The sequence below is a fragment of the Pseudanabaena sp. SR411 genome (assembly GCF_002251945.1).
In the GTDB taxonomy this organism is placed as follows: Bacteria; Cyanobacteriota; Cyanobacteriia; order Pseudanabaenales; family Pseudanabaenaceae; genus Pseudanabaena.
This window is the reverse complement of the sequence record NZ_NDHW01000032.1, coordinates 1-25652: the sequence shown is the minus strand read 5'-3', so window position 1 is coordinate 25652 and position 25652 is coordinate 1. Positions and strand designations below refer to the sequence as shown.

The 25652-nt window shown below is 42.6% G+C and carries 23 protein-coding genes; 11 read left to right on the top strand and 12 right to left on the bottom strand.

Annotation, left to right across the window (positions count from 1 at the left end):
- A complete protein-coding gene (locus tag B9G53_RS00990) occupies positions 1-2712 on the top strand; it encodes a DUF3854 domain-containing protein (protein WP_094528457.1) in 2712 nt (903 codons plus the stop codon).
- Positions 2709-2894 (top strand): hypothetical protein, encoded by a 186-nt coding sequence (locus B9G53_RS00985; protein ID WP_094528456.1) that lies wholly within the window; start codon positions 2709-2711, stop codon positions 2892-2894. The genes B9G53_RS00990 and B9G53_RS00985 overlap by 4 nt, the downstream gene beginning before the upstream one ends.
- A 327-nt stretch (positions 2895-3221) precedes the next feature.
- Here B9G53_RS00985 and B9G53_RS00980 read toward each other — a convergent pair whose 3' ends face one another.
- The gene (locus B9G53_RS00980) at positions 3222-3680 is read right to left on the bottom strand and encodes a single-stranded DNA-binding protein (RefSeq protein WP_094528455.1); all 459 of its coding nucleotides are present in this window, start codon (positions 3678-3680) and stop codon (positions 3222-3224) included.
- Positions 3681-3871: 191 nt separating this feature from the next.
- On the opposite strand from B9G53_RS00980, the gene B9G53_RS00975 reads away from it, so the two are divergent.
- Together B9G53_RS00975 and B9G53_RS00970 are read left to right on the top strand one after the other, a co-directional pair.
- The gene (locus B9G53_RS00975) at positions 3872-4477 is read left to right on the top strand and encodes a hypothetical protein (protein ID WP_094528454.1); all 606 of its coding nucleotides are present in this window, start codon (positions 3872-3874) and stop codon (positions 4475-4477) included.
- 250 nt (positions 4478-4727) lie between these two features.
- Positions 4728-5732: a zinc-dependent alcohol dehydrogenase family protein gene (locus tag B9G53_RS00970; protein WP_094528453.1), complete on the top strand. Its 1005-nt coding sequence runs from the start codon at positions 4728-4730 to the stop codon at positions 5730-5732.
- A 38-nt stretch (positions 5733-5770) separates the two neighbouring features.
- Here B9G53_RS00970 and B9G53_RS00965 read toward each other — a convergent pair whose 3' ends face one another.
- The 5 genes from B9G53_RS00965 to B9G53_RS00945 all read right to left on the bottom strand — a co-directional run bounded on the left by B9G53_RS00965 (position 5771) and on the right by B9G53_RS00945 (position 9295).
- Positions 5771-6454, bottom strand: coding sequence for a Crp/Fnr family transcriptional regulator (locus B9G53_RS00965; protein WP_094528452.1), 684 nt, complete (start codon positions 6452-6454; stop codon positions 5771-5773).
- A gap of 136 nt (positions 6455-6590) precedes the next feature.
- Complete coding sequence (fabI, locus tag B9G53_RS00960) at positions 6591-7367, bottom strand: enoyl-ACP reductase FabI (RefSeq protein ID WP_094528491.1); 777 nt, start codon at positions 7365-7367, stop codon at positions 6591-6593.
- A gap of 69 nt (positions 7368-7436) precedes the next feature.
- Positions 7437-7712, bottom strand: coding sequence for a YggT family protein (locus B9G53_RS00955; RefSeq protein ID WP_094528451.1), 276 nt, complete (start codon positions 7710-7712; stop codon positions 7437-7439).
- Positions 7713-7877: 165 nt separating this feature from the next.
- Positions 7878-8207 (bottom strand): hypothetical protein, encoded by a 330-nt coding sequence (locus B9G53_RS00950; RefSeq protein ID WP_094528450.1) that lies wholly within the window; start codon positions 8205-8207, stop codon positions 7878-7880.
- Between the two features lie 212 nt (positions 8208-8419).
- Positions 8420-9295 (bottom strand): DUF928 domain-containing protein, encoded by an 876-nt coding sequence (locus B9G53_RS00945; RefSeq protein ID WP_176453042.1) that lies wholly within the window; start codon positions 9293-9295, stop codon positions 8420-8422.
- Between the two features lie 1377 nt (positions 9296-10672).
- Here B9G53_RS00945 and B9G53_RS00940 point away from each other — a divergent pair.
- From B9G53_RS00940 to B9G53_RS00930, 3 genes are all read left to right on the top strand, one after another.
- Positions 10673-11683 (top strand): RNA polymerase sigma factor, RpoD/SigA family, encoded by a 1011-nt coding sequence (locus B9G53_RS00940; RefSeq protein ID WP_094528448.1) that lies wholly within the window; start codon positions 10673-10675, stop codon positions 11681-11683.
- A gap of 119 nt (positions 11684-11802) precedes the next feature.
- A complete protein-coding gene (locus tag B9G53_RS00935) occupies positions 11803-12153 on the top strand; it encodes an NAD(P)H-quinone oxidoreductase subunit M (RefSeq protein WP_094528447.1) in 351 nt (116 codons plus the stop codon).
- Positions 12154-12215: 62 nt separating this feature from the next.
- Positions 12216-12626, top strand: a complete 411-nt coding sequence (locus B9G53_RS00930) for a DUF2996 domain-containing protein (protein WP_094528446.1) — start codon at positions 12216-12218, stop codon at positions 12624-12626.
- Between the two features lie 33 nt (positions 12627-12659).
- Here the strand turns inward: B9G53_RS00930 and B9G53_RS00925 are convergent, their stop codons facing one another.
- The 4 genes from B9G53_RS00925 to B9G53_RS00910 all read right to left on the bottom strand — a co-directional run bounded on the left by B9G53_RS00925 (position 12660) and on the right by B9G53_RS00910 (position 18202).
- Positions 12660-13451 (bottom strand): hypothetical protein, encoded by a 792-nt coding sequence (locus B9G53_RS00925; RefSeq protein WP_094528445.1) that lies wholly within the window; start codon positions 13449-13451, stop codon positions 12660-12662.
- A 5-nt stretch (positions 13452-13456) separates the two neighbouring features.
- Complete coding sequence (locus B9G53_RS28285; RefSeq protein ID WP_094528444.1) at positions 13457-15223, bottom strand: peptidoglycan-binding protein; 1767 nt, start codon at positions 15221-15223, stop codon at positions 13457-13459.
- A gap of 104 nt (positions 15224-15327) precedes the next feature.
- Positions 15328-16500 carry a peptidoglycan-binding protein gene (locus B9G53_RS00915; protein WP_094528443.1) on the bottom strand — a complete coding sequence of 391 codons (1173 nt, stop codon included), beginning with the start codon at positions 16498-16500 and terminating at the stop codon, positions 15328-15330.
- A gap of 214 nt (positions 16501-16714) precedes the next feature.
- Positions 16715-18202: a DEAD/DEAH box helicase gene (locus tag B9G53_RS00910; protein ID WP_094528442.1), complete on the bottom strand. Its 1488-nt coding sequence runs from the start codon at positions 18200-18202 to the stop codon at positions 16715-16717.
- Between the two features lie 154 nt (positions 18203-18356).
- Between B9G53_RS00910 and B9G53_RS00905 the strand changes: the two genes are divergently transcribed.
- Both B9G53_RS00905 and B9G53_RS00900 read left to right on the top strand, forming a co-directional pair.
- Positions 18357-20216, top strand: coding sequence for an iron uptake porin (locus B9G53_RS00905; RefSeq protein WP_094528441.1), 1860 nt, complete (start codon positions 18357-18359; stop codon positions 20214-20216).
- Between the two features lie 318 nt (positions 20217-20534).
- Positions 20535-20756, top strand: coding sequence for a type II toxin-antitoxin system HicB family antitoxin (locus B9G53_RS00900; protein ID WP_217901480.1), 222 nt, complete (start codon positions 20535-20537; stop codon positions 20754-20756).
- Positions 20757-20794: 38 nt separating this feature from the next.
- On the opposite strand, the gene B9G53_RS00895 is transcribed toward B9G53_RS00900, so the two are convergent.
- Together B9G53_RS00895 and B9G53_RS00890 are read right to left on the bottom strand one after the other, a co-directional pair.
- A complete protein-coding gene (locus tag B9G53_RS00895) occupies positions 20795-22288 on the bottom strand; it encodes an MBOAT family protein (protein ID WP_217901479.1) in 1494 nt (497 codons plus the stop codon).
- Positions 22289-22290: 2 nt separating this feature from the next.
- A complete protein-coding gene (locus tag B9G53_RS00890) occupies positions 22291-22653 on the bottom strand; it encodes a DUF1830 domain-containing protein (RefSeq protein WP_094528440.1) in 363 nt (120 codons plus the stop codon).
- Positions 22654-23066: 413 nt separating this feature from the next.
- On the opposite strand from B9G53_RS00890, the gene B9G53_RS00885 reads away from it, so the two are divergent.
- Positions 23067-24689, top strand: a complete 1623-nt coding sequence (locus B9G53_RS00885) for a photosystem II high light acclimation radical SAM protein (RefSeq protein WP_254923502.1) — start codon at positions 23067-23069, stop codon at positions 24687-24689.
- Between the two features lie 51 nt (positions 24690-24740).
- Positions 24741-25166 (top strand): DUF29 family protein, encoded by a 426-nt coding sequence (locus tag B9G53_RS00880; RefSeq protein WP_094528439.1) that lies wholly within the window; start codon positions 24741-24743, stop codon positions 25164-25166.
- Positions 25167-25652: the final 486 nt, after the last annotated feature.

Here is a 25652-nt window from a genome sequence, read left to right as displayed (position 1 = left end):
ATGCCCTCAACACAAATAATTGATGAACTTTCTCAAGCTCACCTCAAAGAATGGGAGCAAACAGACCCTGACATAGTGCGGATGAATGTCAGCACTGTGACTGATGAGCGAACAATCAGCTATCTTTTAGGCTGGAAAACAGGACGCTGGAAAAGCGGTTGGCAAAACGGGGGCGGTTGGTTTGTTTGGGGTGATAGCCTCGGACGTAACCTCGAATATTCGGGAATACAATTTAAGCCTGATAGCCCCCGAATTGTTGTCAATGGCGATAAAGAGAAAATCTTTAAGTATGAATCGCCTATCAAATCTAATAAAGAAGCCCCCCCAGAACCACTATTTTTAAAAATCCCCGATCATATCTGGGAAAAAATAGCCAAAAAATGGGAAGTTCCGATCCTGCCAGACGACTATCAAAAAGGCTTTTGGCAATGGGTTAAGAATAATAGCCGTGTGCCTATCATTCTCACTGAGGGAGCTAAGAAAGCAGGGGCAACTATTACTAATGGTTATGTCTGCATCTCTATTGCAGGTGTGAGTAATGGTCAATTTCATGGGCGCATCTCTCCCATGATTAAAGATTTTGTCGGAACTGGTCGATCCGTTTACCTTGCCTTTGATAGCGATCTGCACATCAAACCAGCCGTAAAGCATGAACTAGATCGCCTATCTCGACTCATTGCCAAACATGGCGCAGTCCCAGAGCTATTAATCTGGGAACACAACGATGAAACCAAGGGATTAGATGACCTCATCGCCGCCAAAGGTGGACAGATATTAGATCTGTTAGTCGAGAAAGCTGTCACCTTTGAGGAATACCGCAAACAGGAAATTATCGAACTAGAACGGGAAGACCCTGACGCGCCGCCCATCTCTGAACATTTCAACCAGATCGCCCAGAAAAAACTATTTAGCGATCGCCGTTGGGTTTGCATCCACGATACTTTGCACTATTGGACCGGGACACATTACGAGGCAAGTCCCGATCCAGTCGAAAAGCGTCGCATTAGCGAATTTTGTAATAAATATCTGGTTTACGATGATCGCACCAACAAGCGGACTTATAAATATGCCGATGAGAAAAGCGTTAACGCTGTCCTTAAATGGGCTAAAGTCCAATTCGGTATCGATCCGCAGACTGTCAACTCCACAGGCTTAAATCTTGCTAATGGCATTTTGACTATTGAATGGAAAGACAAAATACCAAGCTGGACACTTAGAAAGCATCACCCAGAGCTAGTTTATACCTATTGCTCAAAGGTCAAATACAACCCCAAAGCCGATCCTGAACCATGCGATCGCCTCTTAATTGCCCTAGATGATGCTCAAAGAGACGTATTTCTCAAAACCATAGCTGCATCATTTGATTTAAGGACTGTTCGCAAGTTCAACCCCTCTCGCTTGCGTGGATTATTACTGCAAGGTGATGGCTCCAACGGCAAAGATTCTCTCAGATCAGCAATTTCTAAAATATTTGCCCTTGGTATTACTGGTTGCTCCTTGCGAGACTTCCAAGAATATGACAACGCCAAAAAATTCCCACTAGCAAAACTAGAATTTAGCCGTATAAATTGGGCATCAGAAAACCATTCACGCTTGAGTCTTGACAGTCTGCAATCACTCAAAAATGTGCTGACTGGCGATCCGATCGATATTGAGCGTAAAAGTGTCGATGATTACAGTATCGAACCCGCTTGCATTGTGCTTTTGAACTGTAATGAAGCCCCTTCAATTGTTGGCGCACAGAAGGCTATTGAATCCCGATATGCAATCGTTAAATTTACAAAAAGTTTTGAAGAAAATCCCCAAAATCCCGATCAATTACCCGTCGATCCACGTTTTAAGAACGATCCAGACTTCCTACAAGATCATGTTTGCCCTGCTTTGCTCAATCGCTTGCTAGATGCTCTTGTCCGCCTCATGACTGAGGGTGTTGACTATAAACCTTTATCTGGGGCAATCCAAGAAGCCAAAGAGGCAAGCTGTCACCTTATCCGATGGGCAGCAGATATCAAGTTGGAGCAAGGCAATGGGCGAATTAAATTAGGCGATCTATTTGATAGCCTTACTGCTTGGTATGAAGAGCAAGGCATTTTAGAGATCGAAATTACCGATAAAGGTAACAAAAAATATCAATGGTTAGATGAAGGTAGCCGCTTCGATCCTTGGGTTAGAGCATCAAGACTGATGAGGCAAAGCTTAACCAAAATCTTTCCCAAAGTGCGTTTCAGTGAAAAAACCGAATATGGATTCTTTGCTATTGGTATTCAATCTATAAATTTTGCAATTTCTCCTAATTTTGGTTCATTTGATTCAGGTGAAAAAGAAAATATAGATATAGAAAGGGTTTCAATGGCTGAAGCAAATCCTGAACCAAAAAATAATGGTTCATTTTTCCTGAACCAAATTAAGGCTGAACCAAATTTACATCCTGAACCAAATAATTTTGGTGCTGAACCAAAAAAAGCTGACAACCACGCCATTTCTGAACCAAAAGAACCAACTGAACCAAATCTACAAGTAACTAATAATTACTCACAGAAAAAAACAAAAAAACTTGAAGTGGGAAAAACTGTTTCTCTAAAGAGTGGCTTTTTCTCAGGGCAAAGAGTTCAAATCCTTGCTATCAGAGAGGATGGTCAATTAGAGGTAAGGAATAAAAACTGGATTGAAGGTACTACCCAGATCGTGAAGCCTGAAGAGGTGACACCATGAAAAAGGAGTGGCTAGAAACAGATCAAGCCGCCGTAGAGCTTGGCATTACTCCCCGTCAGTTGCTCAAACTTCGCTCAAAAGGTGTTTTTAAAGCTGGTAAGCATTACCGCAAAAAGAATCCGATCGCCGCCAGACCTACTTATGTTTGGCACTGCGATCGATGTGCAAAAGTTCTCGAATGATGGTTAATCCCCCCGCAAATTTAGTCCTGATTTTAGGCTAGTCTAAAAATGACTATCTTAAAACTGGCTTGCAGACTACAATCTATAAAATAGGTAGTCTGATTCGTAATCAGCAGGCCGTGAGTTCAAATCTCATCATCGGCTTATTTTAATTTTTCACAACTCAAAAAGCCTTGCATTGCAAGGCTTTTTGAGTTGTGAAAAACAAATAATCTCATACAACCTAAGGCGAAGAAGTAGGCTAGGCGAACTTTAGGCTAAACAAATCAGGCATTTAACTTTGTTTCCTATGCGAAAGAGGGGGTAAACATCCCCCTCTGTTTTTAATTAAAACGGAATATCGTCATAATCGGGAGCATCACTTGCTGGTGTTGCTACAGGAACATAGGTTGGTGTTGCCGTCGGTACAGAGGCGCTAGATGGATTGGCTCTAACATTGCGTGTAGTTGTAGCTGATGCATCTGTAGAGATGCTAGCAGTACTACCCGCACCAAAACTATGGACACGCTGAGCGATCAACTCAGTCCGTTTCTCTTTATAAGTACCGCGATCAACCGTATCTAGACGTAGACGACCTTCAACTACAACTTGGTCGCCCTTGTGATACTTTTCCACCATTTCATCCGCCAAGTTATTCCAACCCACGACCTTGATACGATAAGGGGCTTCCTCGGCGCGTCCACCTGCAAACTGGACGAGAAATGAAGCGATCGAGCTTTGATTATCAGGAGTACGGCGTAGCTCTGGATCGGTCAGGACTTCGGCCATTAAGACAATAGAGTTCATAGGGTTTTATCAAAAGCTTATGGCTTATTTTTATTAATCACCATAATATCGCGATCGCTAAGCGATCATCCAAAATTCTGACATCCCTAGCCGAATTTCAGGCAAAATCTTGATTTCAATAGTCTCATCAGCATGTATACTTTTGCTGATTATCAAGCTGCTATGCTGCTATTAGAATTAGTCACGCACATATGCTGACCGTCAATGCAATCATCATCAGTACTATCATTCTCGATGTTGGGATTCAGTCCGTGATTATCGACAGAATATTTCGAGCAAAACAAGGTAATAGGCGGCGGGAAGAAGTGGAAGAAGAAAATCTTACTCGCTACGAGTCCAACACATCTAGCGATCAGCCCAAGGGCTGGGAATTTAAAATCTTGCGTACTAGTAGCGGTGGTTTCCGCAGTCGTAAAGTTTTAAACAAAGTCTGTGCTGAAGAGTCACAAGCAGGATGGATTTTATTAGAAAAGCTTGACGATCATCGATTACGGTTTCGTCGTCCCATCACTGCACGCGATCGCGATAATCAGTGCAAAATCGATCCCTATCGCACTCGCTATGGCATTGCCGAGATTGTAGAGACTTGGACAACGATTATTGTGTTATTAGCAATTATGAGTGGTGCAGCAGTTTTAGGCTTTACAGCAATGAATCGTTTTTTTGGTGATTGGCAAACTCGTTCTGTGCAAAGCGCTCCTCGATCTGGCGACAACAACAATGTTATCCGTCAGCCGCCTAGTAGTCCTATTGCCAAGCCAACTACAGCCCCACAACCCACGCCTCCTCCACAATAGACCAAAATAAGAGAGGTGAAGCTAGGCTTCACCTCTCTTATTTTGGTTTACTAATTCACGCAAGCGTGACAGCACTTATATGGGTTAACAGTAAATCCAGTAAGGTTTTATAGCTGTAGTCATTTGTATAAACCCCAAAAGCGAGTAGCGGCGCTACTCGTCTTCTGGGGTTTAAACCAGCGCCAGCGCTGTAGCTGTGTCATTTTGTGATTTGGGATAACAGCTAATCTTTTTTATTCAGGAGAAATTTATGAAAGCAATTTTGATGACCGCAGCAGGTGATCCTAATGTGCTGCAACTGGCGGATGTACCAGAACCAACTATTCAAACTCCAACCGAGATTTTGGTGCGACTCAAAGCCGCAGGCATTAATCCTATAGACACTAAACTGCGTAGCCGTGGCACATTTCAGCCCAATTGCTTGCCCTCTATCTTAGGTTGCGATGGGGCAGGTATCGTAGAAGAGATCGGGTCAGAGGTCACTAAGTTTAAAGTGGGCGATCAAGTTTATTTTTGTAACGGTGGTCTAGGTTTTCATCAGGGCAACTATGCAGAACTAACCACGATTGACGAAAAATTCGCTGCCCATAAACCCAAATCCCTCAGTTTTGAGGAAGCTGCCGCTGCTCCATTGGTACTAATCACAGCTTGGGAAGCCCTGTATGATCGCGGAAATTTACAACCATTATCAACCAATCACAATGTCTTAATCCATGCAGGAGCAGGAGGTGTTGGTCATGTGGCTATTCAACTAGCCAAGCTCAGAGGTGCAAATGTTTGTACTACTGTTGGCTCTGAAGCTAAGGCAAGATTTGTCCGAGATTTGGGTGCGGATTTACCCATTGCCTATAAACAAACTGATTTTGTAGAATCTGCGATCGCATGGACAAAGGGTGAAGGTGTAGATCTTGCCTTTGATACAGTTGGCGGCAAATTGATCGAGCAAACTTTTCCCGCCGTCAAAATCTATGGCGATATCGTCACTATTCTTGAACCATCCACTGATATCAGTTGGAAAGTTGCCCGTACCCGTAATTTACGATTTAGCTTTGAACTGATGCTGACCCCAATGTTGCTTGGACAAGCCAATCTCCAAAATCAACAGGCTAAAATTCTGAGTGAATGTGCAGCACTATTTGACTCAGGCAAACTAAAAATTCATGTCAGCGATGTGTTTCAGCTTGCGGATACAGCCAAAGCTCATCAATTATTGGAGACTGGCTCCATGACAGGAAAGATTGTGATCGCCATCTAAAAAATAAAAAAGGCTTGCTTTGCAAGCCTTTTTATTTTTTAGCGAAATGTTGCTAGTTGCAACATTTGTTTTTCGTTAGCGATACTCATGACTTGACGCTTAGGATCGATCGCAATCCAACCCTTTTCTTTAAGTTTATCTAATACCTTGGTAGTGTCTTCAGGGCTTACCTCTGAGAGATCAGCAATATCTTGTACGGGGATATTAAAAATATCAATACCCACATCAGTCTTGCTGCCATAGGTATCGGCAAGACTAGTCAGAATAGTGGCAATCCGCACCGCAGGGACTTGTTGACGTAACTGAATGCGTTGATTGGTTTTACGTAATCGTCTCACCATCAACTGCAACATCCGATGATGCAACTGGGGATCTTTAAATAAAAACTGAATAAATTTTTGGGCAGGGACACTCAGAACACGCACTGGTGTAAAAGCCACAACATCCGTAGATCGAGGTGACTCATCCAGAATTGCCATTTCCCCAAAAAAGTCGCCATTTCCCAATATGGCAAGGGTGGTCGCATCCTGACTTCGCAAAAACCTAACTTTTAGCCAACCCGAAAGAATGAAATATACAGCATTGCCCCAAGCATCCTCCATTAGTACCGCTCGTCCCGAGGGATAGTCACGTTCTACTGCTTCAGCGAGGAGCCATTCCAAGGTTTCGGCGCTAGCAGCATCGAATAGTGGAAATAGCTCTTTGAAGATATCCGTTTGCATGGGAATTTTTTTAAAGACTTATCTTGTAAGAACCGTAGCGCAAGCCTCTTACCTGCAATTAGCTATGCAGACAAAGAGCCTGCGCTACACATCGAAAGGCAATTGATTCAGAATTCTGGAGTACTAGTCAATCAAACTAAGCACCCATCACTTCGTAACCAGCATCTACATAAATAATTTGCCCAGTTACAGCACTTGACAGATCGCTTCCCAAGAAAGTTGCCACATTGCCGACATCATCGGGAGTAACTAAGCGACGTAAAGGTGCAGTTTCTTCGTAATGGTGCAACATTTTATGGAAGTCACCAATCGCTGCCGAAGCAAGAGTCCGAATCGGACCAGCAGAAATTGCATTAATCCGAATATTGTCTGGTCCCATATCGGAGGCGAGGTAACGTACATTCATTTCCAAAGCAGCCTTAGCGATCCCCATCACATTGTAGTTAGGGACAACTTTTGCGCCACCAATATAGGTAAGAGTGATCACACTACCACCATCTTTGAGTAGCGGTCTGGCGGCTCGGCATAAATGGATGAGGGAGTAGGCACTCACATCGAGGGCGAGTTGAAAACCTGAGCGGGAAATGTCCGTAAAGTTACCAGATAAATCTTCTTTATTAGCAAATGCTAGACAATGTACCAAAATATCGATCTTGTCCCATTTCTCGGCAACCGAGGCAAACAATGAATCTACTTGGGCATCATCCTGAACATTGCAAGGCAACAAGAAATCTGGTGTTAAGGAATCGGTCAACTCAGCAACTTTGCCTTTGTTGCGATCGCGATCATCTGGCAAGTAAGTAATACCAAGCTTAGCGCCAGCCTGATGTAACTTTTGGGCTATACCCCAAGCGATCGAACGATTGTTGGCAATTCCAGTCACAAGAGCAGTTTTCCCGCTCAAATCTAACAAACCCGTCATGTATATTTCCTAACGTGAACGCAGCGTAATTCGTAATTTGTAATTAGAAATAAGCTTACCTTAAAAGCCCATACTCGCGCTTGCTGCTAATGGAGCGAGGGCGCGTTGCAAGAAACTAAGCGCAAGGAAAGCCAGCATAGGTGAAAAATCCATGCCACCTAGAGGGGGAATAATCGAACGAAATAGATTGAGATAGGGATCGGTGATCTGACCGAGCGCTGCAAAGGGTTGGTTGTACCAATCAATATTGGGGAACCAAGTCAATAAGACACGGATAAAGAGCAAGCCCAAATAGATCGAGATGAATGAGCTGACTGTACCAAGAATAACTGCCATAGGAGATTGGTTAGGTTAAAGAACAATTAGAGTAAATAGATACCATCATTCTACTGAATGCAACAGAAATAAGGCTTTTTATAATTACTATAGGATCTCGAATTCAAATAAAGACCCATTTTCTGTGATGCAGCTTCGCTGCATCACAGAAAATGGGTTTCTTTATTAAGTAGAACCCTTATCATCAACAGTCATATCTCGTAATGATTCAATCGATGTTTGCTTGCGACCATTTTTTCCTTCAGCCGTAGCTAGTTCTTGACTAACTGAGTCGATCGCCGCATTCAGTTGGGCAATTTTCTTTTCGAGATTACGACGGGCAAATTCATTAGAAGTTTGAGGCTTATCGATGAGGTGATCTTGTCGATCAGCTTGCTGATCGACAAGATCATCTTCTGGCTCACTGAGCTTAATCGCTACCAATGCGCCAACTACGCCACCGACAGCAGCCCCGAAGAGAAAGCCTCCCCAAAAATTACCTGAATTATCTGCCATAGCTTTGCCTTAACGATCTCAACAACATTGAATGGTGCTTAAGCATTACTTAAACAGTGAGACTTTTGGCACATCATATCATTTTGGTTTACGTTAGGGACGCACAGTAAAATAAAGAACCGATTTTTTGTGGTGCGACAAAGCCGCACTACAAAAAATTGGTTCTTTATTAAATCGCAAAGCCTTACAGCATCGCAAACACGAAAAAGCAGCTATAGTGATGGTCTAGTGCCGATTTTAGGTTGCAACAAAATAGATGCAGCACCTTTGCTTTCATCTAGTTTGGTGAGGAAGTTTGCTAATTTTTTGGGATCTAGTTCTGCGGGGAGAATGAGTTTACCTTGTTCATCTCTTTTCATAAAAACTGAGTTGTTGTTTAAACCAGCCTTTACTAAATCACTGCGCTCGGTGAGAGCTACATCATCCTTAGGATTTTTGGATAGCCAACTAGTATAAGCATCGAGTGCATCATACCAATATGCATTTTTTGCATAGATCCTTGCTTTTTCTAAATCATTTTTGGCAGCAGCGATCGCTTTTGAAACCACAGGTTCATCATCTCGACGGATGGAAGCATAGACATCAACTTGAGACGCACCACCATTACCTTGCCAACGAATTTGCCAACGCTGCGCTTTTCCTTTCATTAACTCAGGCGCATTTTCTGGCAAGGTGAATTTATAGAGTCCTGAATCATCGGCTTTACCTTCAGCTACAAAAACTGATTTTGCTGCTCTGTCATGACTATCACGCAAAAAGAAAGTCACTTTAAATGGGCTTTTACCACTATTGATTTGAGGAACTGTCGTTGATGTAGTTGTGGCAGTATTTTGAGGGGCAACGTACCAGTACAATGTTGGACGAGCCGCTAAAGTCTTTGCTCCATCTTCAAGTCCTAGAATCGTAATCAGAGGTAAGTCTCCCCTAGTTGCACCACCTGAACTTGCAGATTTTGGTAACCCTAAGCCATATTTAGCAAACGCCTCAGACACCAAAAATGTCGGACTTGCGACAGATGCTATACAGATTGTGCTGAGAGCGATTGCTCTTTTGATACTGATTTTAAGGTGAGTCTTCGTTGAAGTCATGGTTGTAATCATCCCAGTTGTAATTATCCAGTTGTTTTTACTAGCTTCAGCACAGGACAACATCAATTTACTAAAGCCTAATTATAGGTTTCAGGTCGAGAAGTTGTGATAACAAGTTCCCTCAAAATAAAAATATTTTTATAAATATTTTTATTTTGAAAGGAGAAGTGGCGAAAAACACGACCTCTCCTTTCAAGTTTATAGTCAAAGTCAAACTTGCAGATCTTCCGTGTTTTAGCGAACAATGACCTAATCAACCTCAGAGAAGTTGCTCTTTACACCCTAGATCATCACTACAAAACGATTCACAAACAAATTACATCAAATCACTTTCATGATATCTAAAAATTGGCTTTAGGTTACTGATTTCGATATTTGACATCACCCAGATGAGTGATTGCATTTTGCAGATTTTCCTTAACAATAAAGGTTAGCAAATTATGTGATCGCTCAAATGAAGCATTTGTGACAATTGATCATAAAGCTAATGACTAAAGTTTATCGATCAGATGATTGGGAGTGCTGGCTGAATTTATATAATTTTCTTAAGCAAAATTAAAGATAACCAAAGGTAATCACAGGGAATAATTAATATGAAGTTCATATTATGGAACTTTCCCTTTAGTCAACGTTATAGGGCTAATTCTTAAATTAGGGTTGTCGGGAACCTGTAGTTTATTCCCCGCGTCCTATGTAACCTAGCAGTCAGTAAAACCAGTAAAGCATTTTCGGCAGTTAAGCTAGTCAGGTATTCTTACCCAAAACTTGTGTATATTTCCATTACACATTTTAAGTTTAGAGATTCAGAGCTTCAGTTTTTTCTTTATCCAAATCTCGATATCGGAACAATTGCTCTCAACAATTGTATTTCTGGAATCTTAATTAAATCTAATCAAATCTAAATAAGTAGTTGCATACGTAACTTTAATTGTTATTTGATTTTTTAGATTCATAGTTTTAGTTTGTAATCTTTTCTAAGCATTAAGGCGATCCGATTACATTAATAACAGCAGGTTGGCTTTCTTAATCCCATGAAAATCATAAAATACCCAAAATAATGAGTGTAAATACTTAGTCAAATTCTAGCAAAATCTTTAGAGAGATAGTAATAGCCGTCCTTTGACTTTTATAGTTAATTTGTAATAATATGTAACTTCAGACGCAAGAGAAAAAAAGGTTGATCATGTATTATACAAATCAACTTTGGAGCAAATGACACATTATTAGATCAACTTTATAAAACTTAAAGATTATGATTTTAAGCTATCAAGCTCATGGATTTGGATTTTAAAATTACTGGGTCTTCTTTAGTATCAGACTTCTAGTCTTAGAGAAGCACTCTTGGAAAACGCATAGTTTAAAAAAAGTAGGAGCGATATGTCTGAAGAACCATTGACCCAAACCACACCAAAGACAGTGGATAGGCAAGCTAACAAGCAGGTCGGTCTGTCTGCTGACATGGTTCGCACATACTTGCATGAAATCGGGAAAATCCCTCTACTTAGCAATGAAGAGGAGATTATCTATGGCAAGCAAGTGCAGCAGATGATGGCGCTGTTTGAAGTTCAAGAAAAGATTGCTCAAAATAGCGATCGCCTACCAACGGAACAAGAGTGGGCGGAAACTGTTGGACTAGAGCCAGAGATTTTGCTTAGCCTCATTCGCGTTGGCACACGCGCTAAACGCAAAATGATCGAGGCAAACCTCCGTTTAGTGGTCTCTGTCGCGAAGAAATATCAAAAACGGAACTTAGAACTTCTGGACTTAGTGCAGGAAGGAACTCTGGGGTTAGAGCGAGCCGTAGATAAGTTCGATCCTACTAAGGGCTTTAAGTTTTCGACCTATGCCTATTGGTGGATTCGTCAAGCGATTACGAGGGCGATCGCTCAGCAAGCGCGGACTATTCGCTTACCAGTTCACATTACCGAAAAGCTCAACAAAATCAAAAAAGCCCAACGCCAACTTTCCCAAGATCTTGGTCGAGTTGCCACGGTAGCTGAAATTGCCTATGAGCTAAATATCAAGACTGATCAAGTTCGCGAATGTCTATCCCTATCGCGTCAGCCAATTTCTCTTGACTTACGCATTGGCGATAATCAAGATACCGAACTTGCTGAGTTATTAGAAGATACAGGACGTTCTCCTGATAACTATGTAGAGCGCGAGTCTTTACGGACAGATATTCAAAGCTTGCTTAAGGAGTTACCCGAAAAGCAACGTCAAGTGATGATTTTGCGTTACGGGCTTGAGGATGGACAGGAAATGTCGTTAGCTAGTATTAGCAAGCGCATGGATCTCAGCCGCGAACAAGTAAGACAATTAGAGCGTCAAGCGATGGATTATCTACGCAAGCGCAAAACCAGAATGCAAGAGTATCTGGCTAGTTAAAAATAAGTGCGGCTCTTAGAGTCGCACTTATTTTTTATTGAAAGTTATAAAAGTTAAGCCTTGAAAATTTGCAATAATCTAGAGTTAGTTCTTCAATACTTACCCAAGTCACAATCTTTATGCCGCTCAAATCTACAACCCGTCATATTCAGATTTATGCTGCCATTGTTGAGGAGCAGAATGATGAGCTTATCGATAGCGAAAATATGCTCACCCTAGATGTAGATCCTGATAATGAACTGAACTGGACAGATGGCGCTCTGCAAAAGGTATACCGCAAGTTTGATCAGCTTGTGGAGGATTATAAAGGCGCAGACCTGACTGATTACAATTTGCGTCGCATTGGTTCAGATTTAGAGCATTTTGTGCGATCGCTATTACAAGAGGGCGAAGTTACTTACAATCTCAATCATCGATCGCTTAACTACAGTATGGGTTTACCGCAGATCGTCAACACTGAAGCCAAATAGAGATATAGACACCGCTGCACGTTGTTTATTCTCGTTATCAAATTTAGCAATACTCAAAAACTATGCCTGAAAACACTGTATCAACTTCTGAAGAGCCAAAGGCAAAACCTGCCGCAAAGCCCAAAGCCGAGAAACCTCCAGCGATCGAAGAGTTACCCTTTGACGAATTTATTAACAAGCATTATCTACCTGCGTTAACTAAAGCCTTTGCTAAGCAAGGTGTAGATGATCTGCAATTGGAATTTGGCAATTCTCAAGTACATGGGATCTGGGCGCAAGGGCTACGCCAGTTTACGGTTTATTTTTCTAAAGCAGATCTCAATGCTCAGAAAGCTTTTTCCTGTGCTGATGCTGGGCGATCGCCTAGTACAATTGAGCCTTTCTTGATCGATGAGCGTAAAGCTCCACTCGATTTACTTGTATTTGGTGTGATTCAACGCTTAACAGCCCAAAAGTGGTTGACTGCTAACTAGAAAAAAAGGGGTGCGATGCACCCCTTTTTATTTTTATTTCGGCACAATAGCTTGTACACCATCTTTAATTTCAATCTTCATGCCCAGTTTATCTAGCTCCTGAGCAATAATCTCCACAGTTTTTTTATCAGTCGCATTTTGTAAAACTACTGACCAAGCGCCAATCTGCGCTTTAGTTAAATCCTGTTCTTCTTCTAGCCATTTAGCCGATTGGCGAGATGCCTCAGCGACAAGCTTAGGATTTTCAACAAGTTTCTTGCCTGACAAGCTAGCTCTATCAGCCCATTTAGCAGCTTGGAGATAAGAAAATCTTGCGCCTTTAGCATCACCCAAAAACAATAGCTGATCCGTGGCTCTATATCGCCATACAGTATAAGCACTAGGCTGTTGATCAGGGTCTAAAAATTTTAAACCCTTACTATAAATTTCGATCGCTTTACTAGCGGCTCCCGCAAAAATTGAAACACTCGCTGACATATATATGTAGCTACTAGTAAATCTAGGATCTCGATCAATAATATTTTCAAAATAAAGTGGGCTTAGGCTATACCCCGTTTTCAGGTTGTTTCTAGCAACATCATCGCCAAAGTATTGTAGAAATTGCAAAAAAGCAAAGTTAGCAATCATGTTATTAAAGCCAAATCCACGGGGCGGCAATTGGCGAATTAGTTTAAGACGCGCTTCTTCATCTCTGACGGCTTTCTGCGTCTCTTCTAAAGTTTGTCCACTCAATCTTTGATTAAGTTTGGGAAATTGCAATGCGAGTGCGATCGCTGCAAAAACAGCGATCGCACTTAAATTAATTGCAAGTTTACGAAACCGCATCTGAATTAATTGCCTTCGGAAATGAATGTATCTTTGCTAAGACTATCAATCAGTTTATTGCTTGGTGCACCATCAGCAGGACTAATTGTGTAAAAGTTTTGCGCTCTAACGATTGCATTACGAGTTTCGCCACTCAATACCCCATCCACCTTACCAGTGTAGAAGCCTCTCTGAGCCAGTAATCTTTGCAATTCTGAGACTTGAGTGTTGGCAGTTGTTGCTACTGGGGCTGTCGTAGGCTTAGCCACTGGGGCTGTTGTGGGCTGTACTACTGGAGTTGTCGGTTTAGGAGTTGCTTGGATTGTGGGTTGAGGAGTTGCGGCTGCTTGGGGTTGAGTCGTTGGTTGAGGAGTTACCTGTGGCTTGGGTTCCACACGAATAGTTGGCGTGACAGTTGGCGTGACATTAGTTACCGCAATCTGTTGTTTCGGCGCACCTGCTTCTAGAGCCGCGATCGTTCTTGCTCCAGCCACGCCATCCGCCGTTAAACCATAGGCTTTTTGAGCAGCAATAATTGCATCTCTAGTACGTGTCCCCAGAAAACCTGTAATTGGGCCATTATAAAAGCCGCGATCGGTCAGCAAGTTCTGTAAATTGGCGACTCCACCATCGTTAGCCGCAGTAACATTATTAGCAGCTTGATTACTTGTAGGTGTTACGGTGGCTGATGGTCTTGCATCTGCTTGCAATGCAGCAATAGTTTGAGCACCTGCAATGCCATCAGTTGTTAAGCCATAAGCTTTCTGAGCAGCAGCGATCGCGGCATTAGTCTGCGCCCCCTTGACTCCATCGATCGCTCCATTGTAAAAACCACGCTTGGCTAGTAATTGCTGCAAGTCCACAACATTTTTGTCACTAGTTGTCACAGTTGGAGTTGTGGTGGTGTTCTTGGTGGCAATACTCACATTGCTAGCTCCCGATTCTAGGGCTGCAAGAGTTTGAGCGCCTGCAATACCATCAGTAGCTAAGCCATAGTTTTTCTGAGCCGCGACTATCGCTGCGCGAGTTTGAGATCCCATGATGCCATCTACTGCACCATTGTAAAAACCACGCTTGCTGAGCAATTCTTGCAGATTGGAGACATCGGCACTTTTAGTAGTTGCTGTAGCGCTGATGAGGGTAGCTGTAGATTTGCTGCTGCCATCTGACTCTAGCGCCGCTAGGGTCTGCGGACCTGCAACACCATCGGCTGTGAGGTTATAAGCTTTCTGAGCTGCCACGATCGCCGAGCGAGTCTGAGATCCCATGATGCCATCGACAGCACCGTTGTAAAAACCACGGTCAGCCAGTAATTTCTGAAGATTCATCACAGTCGATGAGACGCTGGTGGTAGTTTCACCTACGGCAACAGTCTCAGCAACATCAACTGTTGTGGCGATCGCCTCTGGGGCTTTTCCATCTTCGAGTGCGGCGATCGTTTGACTACCTACAATGCCATCAGGATTAAGTCCAAAGGCTTTTTGGGCGCGAAGAATGGCATTTTTTGTTGAAGCTCCTGATACACCATCGATCGCCCCAGGGTCAAAGCCATTTTTTGCTAGTAGCGATTGTACATATTTCACATCCGACGATGGAGCTTCAGCCGCTAAAACATTTAGGGTCGAACCTAATCCAATTATGAGAGTAGTCCCTGTCAGGAGTACATTCAAACTGAGTTTGGCAGATTTAGTAGTTAATTTGTTGAACCATACTTGGAAGGTTTCAGTACTTTCATTGGCGATCGCATCATCAGTGTAGATAGATTCTTCTTGGATATATGCTAAGAGTTCCATAATTAGACCTTTGGGAGATTAAAAATTAAGATTTGCGATTGAGAAAAATTTAGAGAACTTGGGAGAACTTGACGGAAGTTACTCAACTTTTTTTATGTGGATATTTAGGATGAATTAGAATTTTTAGCTGCTGGCACATTTTGACTAGAGGTTGGAATTTGAGTTCCATTTCCTAACGGAGTGCTGCTAGGACTGGAAATTGTCTGAACAGTTTGATTTGCATTACTGGAAGTGGTTTGAGCGATAATCTGAGCAGGATTTTGAGATTTAAGAGCTGTCGCTACATCGGCGGACAAATCACCCGTGGCGACTTGTCCATAAGCAAGCTGAGCCTTCAAAATACTTGCCTTAGTCTGCATATCGTATAAACCATTAAGATCTGCATCATAAAAGCCTCGTTCCTTAAGTAACGTTTGAATTGCCAAGACATCCTGAGTAGCTGGCAATCTGGGAAAAGCAGGCTGAGTGAGGGGAAGATTGTTGCCACCAGCTAATAATGCGCGAATAGTTAAGGGACCTACAAAGCCATCCTGAGATAAGGCGTAGGCTTTTTGCGCTTTCAGTATGGCGTTAGTTGTAGTTTGCCCTAACTGTCCATCAATTTCACCTTGATAAAATCCCCTTTGTTTCAGTAGCATTTGCAAATTGCCAATCTCACTTATCGCTGGCTGTTGAAAGTTGCTGGCTGGAGGGTTATTTGACCGCACAATCACAATTGTTTGGTTTGGTGACTGGCTTACCCGATCACTAGGAGTCAGGTTTCCTGTAGGTTGATTTGGTTGCTGAGGTGCTAAAGGCTTACTCACTGATGAGTTTCGTAACAAAGCCAAGGTTTTCTCCCCAGGAATACCATCGGCAACGAGATTGGCTTGAGTTCTTTGAAAGTCAATCACCGCTTGCTTAGTATAGCGACCATAAACCCCATCAATCGCACCCACCGCAAATCCACGTTGAGCTAGTAAAGTCTGCACCTCTAACATGTAGCTGGTATTGCAGATATATAAGTTGTTACACCAAGGCGCAACATTCACCGATGGCTCTAGTACATGGGCAGCCATAGCGGGAGTTAAATTCCAGCCCATCCCACTAAGGCTAGTAAAGGCGATCGCTGATAGTAAATAGGCTTGCTGTTTAATCGTGATGAAATTCCAGTCAAACTTATTTACCTGCTCTTCGTCAGCACAAAGCTCATCACAAGTAAGCAGATGGTGATCTGTCGTTCCTTGATTGGCTTGTTCATATGCCCATGCATCATATATATATGCTGCAAGTTCCATAATGGCTACCAAATGATTGCGGTCTAACTTATTTTAAACGATTTTTTCTGGTTTCTTACGTCAAAAAATGTATACATGTTTTTTACAGCGCTTTGCGCTCAAAACCAAACCAAGAAAAAAAATTTGAAAGCGTTGTATCACAACGCTTTCAAATTTTTTTTCTTGTAGCTCGTTAGCAAGCAAAAAAATAGAATGGGGCGCGAAGCGCCCCATTCTATTTTTTGTCGTAATCGTTGGAAATTTCCGCAGCGATTGGTTGTGTTTTATGGATATCTGAATCGTACTTAATTCCTATTTGCACCACATTGTCCTGTTTCGGTTCGGGACGCGATCGCTCAATTCCCCTTCGTCTTTCTGAAGTTCTTACTTCACTAGTATCCTCAGTCACCACTTCATAGAGAATTGCTTGCTTGTTTGCCTCAGTACCACGCCGCAACACCCGCCCCAAACGCTGAATATATTCTCTGGCTGAACCTGTACCCGATAGGAGGATGGCAATTCGTGCATCAGGCACATCAACACCTTCATTTAAAACATGGGAAGCAACTAGAGTCTTATATTTACCTTCTCGAAAGAACGTTAGAATTTCATGGCGTTCCTTCACGGGAGTTTGGTGAGTAAGGGCTGGAATTAATAAATCCTGTGAAATGCGATAAACCGTAGCGTTGTCATTGGTAAAAATCAGTATTCTTTCGCCGAAATGTTGAGCCAACAAATCTGACAGGACTCGTAATTTTGATTCTGTTCCTAAAGATAATTCCTTCGATTCACGGTGGGCAAGCATTGCTCTTCGACCTGCTTGCGATCGCGCACTTGCTTGGACAAATCTTTGCCAGCCTTCAAGACTACCGAGAGAAATTTTTGATTCCTTTAAAAACTGATTGCGACTTTGAATTAGAGAATCATAGCGCTCGCGTTCTTTTTCCGAAAGAGAAACTTTGATCTGAACAATTTTATGTTCGGCTAAAGCTTGACCTGCTAGGTCGTCAGCAGATTTGCGATAGACTTCTTCACCAATTAGAAATTCTAAATCTGCATGTTTGCCATCGCTACGTTCAGGTGTGGCGGTTAATCCCAGCCGATAAGGGGCGATCGCATATTCAGCAATCACGCGATTAAAATCAGTAGGTAAATGATGGCATTCATCAAACACGATCAAGCCGTAGAGATTGCCTAAAGCTTCCGCTTGAATTGCGGCACTGTCATAGGTTGAAACGAGAATTGCTGTGCGATCGCGTGAACCACCTCCCAATAAACCAATCTCCACATCAGGAAACGCCGCTAATAAATGGGCATACCACTGATGCATCAGATCGAGAGTCGGCACAATCACTAAGGTGCTGCGATTGGTGACTTGCATCGCTAACTGCGCTAAATAAGTTTTACCTGCGGCTGTCGGTAAAACAACCACGCCACATTTGCCGACTCGCTGCCATGCGGCTAGAGCCTCACTCTGATGTGGATATGGTTCCATTTTGGTGTGAGAAATCAAGTTAACTTCTTGATATCCCCGTGACTTATCTTCGATGGCGATGCCTTCTGAGCGCAGAGTCAAAATCAACTCACGATAACGATTAGCAGGAATGCGAAACTTCTCAATGCGATCATCCCATGTAGCAAATTCAATCCATGATTTGCCTTTAGGTGGTGGATGGAGAATTAAGGTTCCGCGATCGTAGGTGAGATTGGGAATACGAGGCATTTCTAGTACAAATGGTGTAATTATGTTTTCAAGGGTTGTAAAAGTTCGCAAAAATGTTTTAAATATTTAGGAACTAATCTTTTTAAAATTCGTCTTTCGCTAGAAGTGTGCTTCTGTATCTAAAAAAGTGACCATGTGAGGATTGTAAACTTTTATGCTTAAAATCAAACCTAAAGCCTCAATCAATTTAGTTGCGCTGACAGCAACAACGATCTCATCAACATTAATATTAAGTGCTTTACATCCCAACTATGCTCAGGCTGAAGTTCAAAAAGAAGCAGCGATCGCCTCAAATGAATCTGAACTAGTGCGGTCAATTGGCTATGATCCAATGATCATGCCTACCACCACGGCTAATCAATCACAGACATTGCAATCTCCCACCAATCCTAGTACTGATTCAGAAGTTATTCGGGCGATTAATACTGAATTGGTACAGTCAAAACCAGTCAAAACCAGCGATCGCACCAAACCAAATCTTAACGCGCAGGGTGTTACCTCAGTTTCGCAACTAAGTGATGTCAGACCTACAGACTGGGCTTTTACAGCATTACAATCTCTCGTTGAGCGCTATGGTTGCATTGCAGGATATCCCGATAGCACCTTTCGTGGTAGACAAGCCACAAGCCGTTATGAATTTGCTGCAGGTTTAAACGCTTGTCTCGACAAAATCAACGAAATCATCTCCGCAGGGCTAGCTGACAAAGTTAGCCAAGAAGATCTCGCCACGTTGAAAAAACTGCAAGAGGAATTTGCTGCCGAGCTTGCGACTTTGCGCGGTCGAGTTGATGCACTCGAAGCAAAAACCGCCAAGCTAGAGGCTCAGCAATTCTCGACAACAACGAAGCTGTTTGGGCAAGCTATTTTTGGACTGCAAAGCCGATTGCCAAATACTGGCAATCTCACTCCAAGAGATGGTACACGCAACACCGTCGATGATGCGACTAATCTTACCTTTGGCTATAACCTGCAACTCAGCTTAGTCACCCAGTTTGACAATCGCAGTCTTTTGTTAACAGGTATTCAAGCAGGAAATGCTTCTACTGCTTCCACCCTTTTTGCCAACAATAACTTTCTGACCAATACCTATACTCGCCTTGGATATGAGCTGGATACAGCCAATTCAATCCAATTGAGCGATTTGTCCTATCGATTTTTAGTGGGCGATAACCTTGCGGTGATCGTGGGTGCAGCAGGAGTTGCTCCATCAAGTGTATTTCGTGGTCCCAACCGTTATGAAAGTGCGGGTCAAGGTGCGCTCTCCGCCTTTGCTCAACGCAACCCCATCCTCAACTTCCCAGGGCAAGCTGGTATTGGCTTTGACTGGCAAATCAGCGATAACATTAGCTTGCAAGGTGTTTATGCAGCAGCATTAGCTTCAGATCCAAACAATGGTTTAACAGGTGGTCCCTTTACCGCAGGCGTACAACTTGCCCTCACACCCAGTGATGCTATTGATCTTGCACTGTATTACCTTAATTCCTATACTACCAATGCCAGCTTAAACACAGGCGTTGGTGATAACTTAATCGGTCCAATCGCAGGACGTTTTTCAACCAATGCCTTTGGTGGTACGGCAACATGGAGAATCTCTCCTCAAATTACTTTGGGTGGATGGGCTGGCTACACTACATCCGCTACTAGAGATGCAGGACTCGGTGGTTCAGTTGACACATTTAACTGGATGGCGTTTTTAAACTTCCCCGACTTGTTTGCTGAAGGTAACTTGGGCGGTATCTACGTGGGACAACCTCCTAAGATTACCAGCAGTAACCTTACTCAAAATGGCGTACCTGCGTTTAACATTCCTAGTGCGATCGGTTTGGCTGGTGTTGCCCCTGGTGACTTTGGCGGTCAGCCTGCCTCAACTACTCATTTAGAGTTGTTTTATCGGATGCGTTTGAATGACAATATTAGTATTACTCCAGGGGTACTATTTATTTTTAATCCTGTGCAAACTTCAGGCAGCGACACGATCACTGTTGGCGCTATCCGCACAACTTTCACTTTCTAAATAAATTAGATATATCTATAGCCAAAATCTCAAAGAGAGTTGCACCAGCACTCTCTTTGAGATTTGTTTTTTTATCTTAATATCGCTCTAACTATTAGGTACTGGTCAGCTAATCAGGGATAGCTGCTGAAACGCCAATTTCATGCCGACAAAAAAGACGTAAATACGTCGATCCCGCTTTAACTGTCTAGTGCCTGATGATGTTAAAAAAGGAACATTAAACAGCATTCTCAAGCAAGCAGGATTAAAGTAAATAGACAAATACCTTATCGTTTAAAAAAAAGCATTACGGGTTTCTCGGCTTATTCCCCTGATATTTTGGGCTGTATTACTACAGGTGAAACTTTAGAAGAAAATCGGAATAATATGCAATCTGCTTTATCATTTCATTTGCAAGCGATCGCCAACGATAACGAACCAATCCCACAACCTAGAGGCATTGAATCTTATGTAGATGCTCTAGAGAATTCTGAGGGCGAAGAGTTGTTTCTTACTTACATTAATTTTCAAAGTGTTTTACCTGAATTTGTAATTGCATAGGCGATCGCATTTTTCAAGAGGCAGTAGAAATATAAAATCTAAAAATCAAAGTAGATAAAGGGTAGTTTCTTGTCGGGGCTGAGGATGCTCACTAGAAATAGGCTGACGGGGACTAGGAATAATTTGACTTGCCAGTTTAATTGCCACTTAGCGCGATCGCAGCGATAGGCAATCAGTGACAAAAGAACTATCGTAAACATTAATAACGAGATTTGCCCCACCGTGATCCCAAGGGACTCCACATAGATTTTCACACCAAATTGGGGATCGCTTTCGTAGCCCCAAAGCCTTTGCAAAAACATATTGGTATCGGCTAAATTGGGTAAACGGAAAGGAATCCATCCTAAAAAGACCACTAACTGCGTGATCACAATTGCTAAAATCTGCATTGGTAAAGGTTTCCAAATCTTATGTAAACCTTCAAATACGCTGCAAACTTCCATCCAGAGGCGATGTACTACTAGCGCCGCCCCATGCCAGACTCCCCAAATAATGAAGCCCCAGTTAGCTCCATGCCAAATGCCAACTACGAGCATGATGATCATCAAGTTCAGGCAAGTGCGCCAAAGCCCACCCCGTGAGCCGCCGAGGGGAATATAAAGATAATTTCGCATCCATGCGCCGAGGGTCATGTGCCAACGTCGCCAAAAATCAGAGATGCTTGCGGAAAAATAGGGGAAATCAAAATTTGGGGGTAGCTTGAAACCTAGTAACAAAGCGCTACCCCTTGCCATATCGATATAGCCGCTAAAATCGCAATAAATCTGAATGCCATAGGCGAAGAGTGCTAGCCATAGATCAACACTACCTGCGCGTTCCGTATTCCGAAAAGTCAGATCGACGAGTCGCGCCATATTGTCGGCGATGATCCCTTTTTTGACGGCTCCACAGGCGAATAGCCAGATACCTTCGGCAATGTCAGGCAAAACAGGGCGCGATCGCGTAATGAGTTGGGGCGCAAATTCTTGATAACGGGTAATTGGCCCCGATAGTAGCTTGGCAAAAAATAACTTATAAGCGGCAAAGTGGAGAAAATCCTTGGCGGGGCTATTACCGCTATAGGTATCGATCAGGTAAGCAATTAACTCAAATACAAAAAAGCTGAGGGTGATCGGCGGTACGATGTTTGCCTTCGCCCAGATTGCTAGCGAACTCCCCACTGGTAAACCCGTAATATTGCCGATCGCCGTCGCTACAAACGGAATGTATTTAAAACCAAATAGCAGTAGCACGTCAAAAAATATCCCCACAAACAGCAGCCACTGCTTTAGGAATTTATCTCCTTTGCGAATTTCTCCTCCTAGCCAGAAATTAACTGCCAACATCACTAGCAATAGCCAGACATACTGTCTCTGGATAAATGAGTAAAACATTAAGCTTGCCGTCAAAATAACTAACAAGCGTGCTTGCACATTGGGTAAGAGCCAATAAACAATTGTTGTGATAATCAGGAATTGAGCATAATCAAGGGATAAAAAATCCATTTTTATGCCAGACAAAAACTGAGAAAACTGGAGGGGTAGAAAATCCATCGTTAGGAGACTACTTCAGGCTTAGGCAGATTTAGCAGCACCGAAGGATCATCAAGTAGGTCATCATCAAGATGTTTAATGGGAACCCAGCTTGGTAAGGTGGAGCTAGCTTCTTCTACCTGTAATTGGACACAGGGAATTGTATCCGAAAGTATGGAGCTTGCCATCATGCCTGTATGAATCTCAACATGTGCCGACGCGATCGCTTCAAAGATGAGATTTTGACCAGGAAACACGACCCGCTCGAAATACCACTGTGGGACATTAGTAATCCGCGCTATTTGGATTTTGCTAGTGGCATTTACATAGGAGCAGACAATTATTTTGTCGTGTAAATCAGCAGGTAACGGATCAAATATGGACATAGTATTTTTTATATAAAGTTGTTTAAGCAAAAATTAACAAGATTTTTGAACCTCAAACTAACCTAGATTAGTCATAAATCCAAAAATATCCTTAATCAAGTCAAACAGACCCTGCCGATCTCTTTGAAATTAACAAGAATACTAATCTTGCCATTTTGCTCGTACATAAAACTAACACTCAAGGCTAATTAACGATTGTAAACACTACTACCAACTAATAATTCAGCGATCACTAATTTGATCCCCACTTTGTTGATCCCCATGATTACCGAACTAGCCGTAAAGTGAATATAATTAAGATATGTAAAGACTTAGCGCTCAATATTTTGCGATTTCTCAGTGTAGAAATTGCGATGAAATCCCCAAAAATAATAAAAACCTTAAGAAAAAATTTAGATCAGAGATAAAATCCTATGTCCACCACTGATTCCATAAGAAATCCCCTTGATTTAACGAGAGATCGATCTGGTGTATCTGTGGGCTGCGATCGCATTCTCTACATTCGCCTACCATGCAACCCGATTTTTCCGATTGGCGTAGTTTATTTATCCGATCACATTCATAAGGTTGCGCCCCATGTACAGCAAAATATTTTTGATTTAGGTACTGTGCCACCCCTTGATTTTTATGCAGCTCTAGATCGGGCGATCGACAAGTTTCAACCCAACTTATTAGTATTTTCATGGCGCGATATTCAGATTTATGCGCCTGTGGGCGGACGCGGTGGTAATCCTCTGCAAAATGCCTTTGAGTTTTACTACGCCAAAAATCCTTTTAAGAAATTACGTGGGGCTGTGAATGGATTACGTCTATTTACCTCTTACTACACCGAACTTTGGCGCAATTCACAGTTAATCAAACGCGGATTAGCTCGTGCTAGACGCTATCACCCTGAGGCTAAAGCCGTGATCGGTGGCGGTGCGGTCAGCGTTTTTTATGAACAGCTAGGTAATGTCTTACCCAAAGGCACGATTATTTCGGTTGGTGAAGGTGAATCATTACTAGAGCGTTTGGTGCAAGGGAGAGAAATTGAAAGTGATCGCTGCTATGTGGTCGGTGAAACGAAGCCTCGCGCTAGATTAATCCATGAGCAACCCGCACCGATTGAAAAAAGCGCTTGCGATTACGAATATATCGAATCGATTTGGGAAGATTTTAATTACTATTTCCGCGATCGCGACTTTTATATAGGTGTGCAAACTAAGCGCGGCTGTCCCCATAACTGTTGCTACTGCATTTACACCGTTATCGAAGGCAAACAGGTTCGCATCAATCCCACCGATGAAGTGATCAAGGAAATGCGAACACTCTACGATCGCGGTGTTCGCAATTTCTGGTTTACCGATGCTCAGTTTATTCCTGCAAAAAAATTCATTGATGATGCCGTTGAATTATTAGAAAAAGTAAAAGCATCGGGTATGACTGACATCCATTGGGCAGCCTATATCCGTGCGGACAATCTTACGCCTTACCTCTGTCAGTTAATGGTGGAGACAGGCATGAGCTATTTTGAGATTGGCATCACTAGCGGTTCGCAAGAGCTTGTTCGTAAAATGCGAATGGGCTATAACCTCAAGTCTGTTTTACAAAATTGTCGCGATCTCAAAGCCGCAGGTTTTAATGAGTTGGTATCGGTTAACTATTCCTTTAATGTTATCGATGAAACCCTAGAAACAATTCGCCAGACGATCGCCTATCACCGAGAACTGGAAGCGATTTTCGGAGCCGACAAAGTGGAACCTGCGATCTTCTTCATTGGCTTACAACCCCATACCCATCTGGAAGACTATGCTTTCAAAAACAACATTCTCAAACCCGACTACAACCCTATGAGCATGATGCCTTGGACGGCCAAGAAGCTACTTTGGAATCCTGAGCCTCTGGGTTCTTTCTTTGGTGAAGTCTGTTTAGAAGCATGGAAGCGTGATGATGACGACTTCGGGCGTACCGTGATGAATATTCTAGAGGAGCGTCTTGGACGCGCACCATTGGAAGAAGCTCTCGCTGCACCAATGAAGGAACTAGTTAATGCGTAAATATCAAGAGGCTCGCTTGGCGAGCCTCTTGGCAATCATTGGAGAATCGCAATGGAAGAATTATTAACATTGAGAGACTTATTGATCAAGGGTGACGTATCTGGAGCGTTAGCCATTGTTGATGAGATGGAAGAAATGAGCAAAGACGATAAAATCAACAATATTACTAGCTACGCAATCATCTTACTCATGCATCTGATTAAACAACAAATAGAAAATCGTACTACTCGTTCTTGGGATCTTTCGATTCGTAATTCGATCCGCCAAATTCAGCGCAAAAATAAACGCCGCAAGTCTGGTGGGGTTTATTTAGATCAAGAAGATTTGCTGGATATTTTGCACGAGGCTTACAACGATGCGATCGATGGCGCTTCTTTAGAAATATTTGAAGGTCGCTATGAACCTCAAGAATTAGACACAATGGTTAATCGGAAAGATCTGTTTAATCAGGCGATCAATCTCATTGAAAGTATTTAAAGAAATAAGACTTATGCAAAAGAACGAACTGTAGGGGCAGTTCATGAATTGCCCCTTGTATCTAGGAAGAAAAGTAAAGGATAAAATCTTTACTACAATCCAAACAAGCAAAAGCAGAGATAAACTCGTTTTGCCCCTAGGGACACCAAGCCCGAACTGTAGATAGAGTCGTCTTTGCTTCAACAGTGGAAACAAGTAAAGACTGGACAGTATCAGAGGTCGCCCCATGGGTAAACCTGCATTCACAAGGATAGTTCAATACCACTGATTGCTTGATGGACAAACCTAGCAACAAGACTGGAAGCAGCAATGAACAATAGCAATGAAGTATATAGCAGTCCTCTTAGTACAGGACAAAAAGTTGCAAAAGTAGGCAGGAAGGGGTTTTATAAAAGATAACCACATCGCCAATAAAACCCCTGTGAAAGAGATTAACCTATTTCGCGAAAAGTTGCATGAACATCTGCAATGGAATGGAGCAAGACT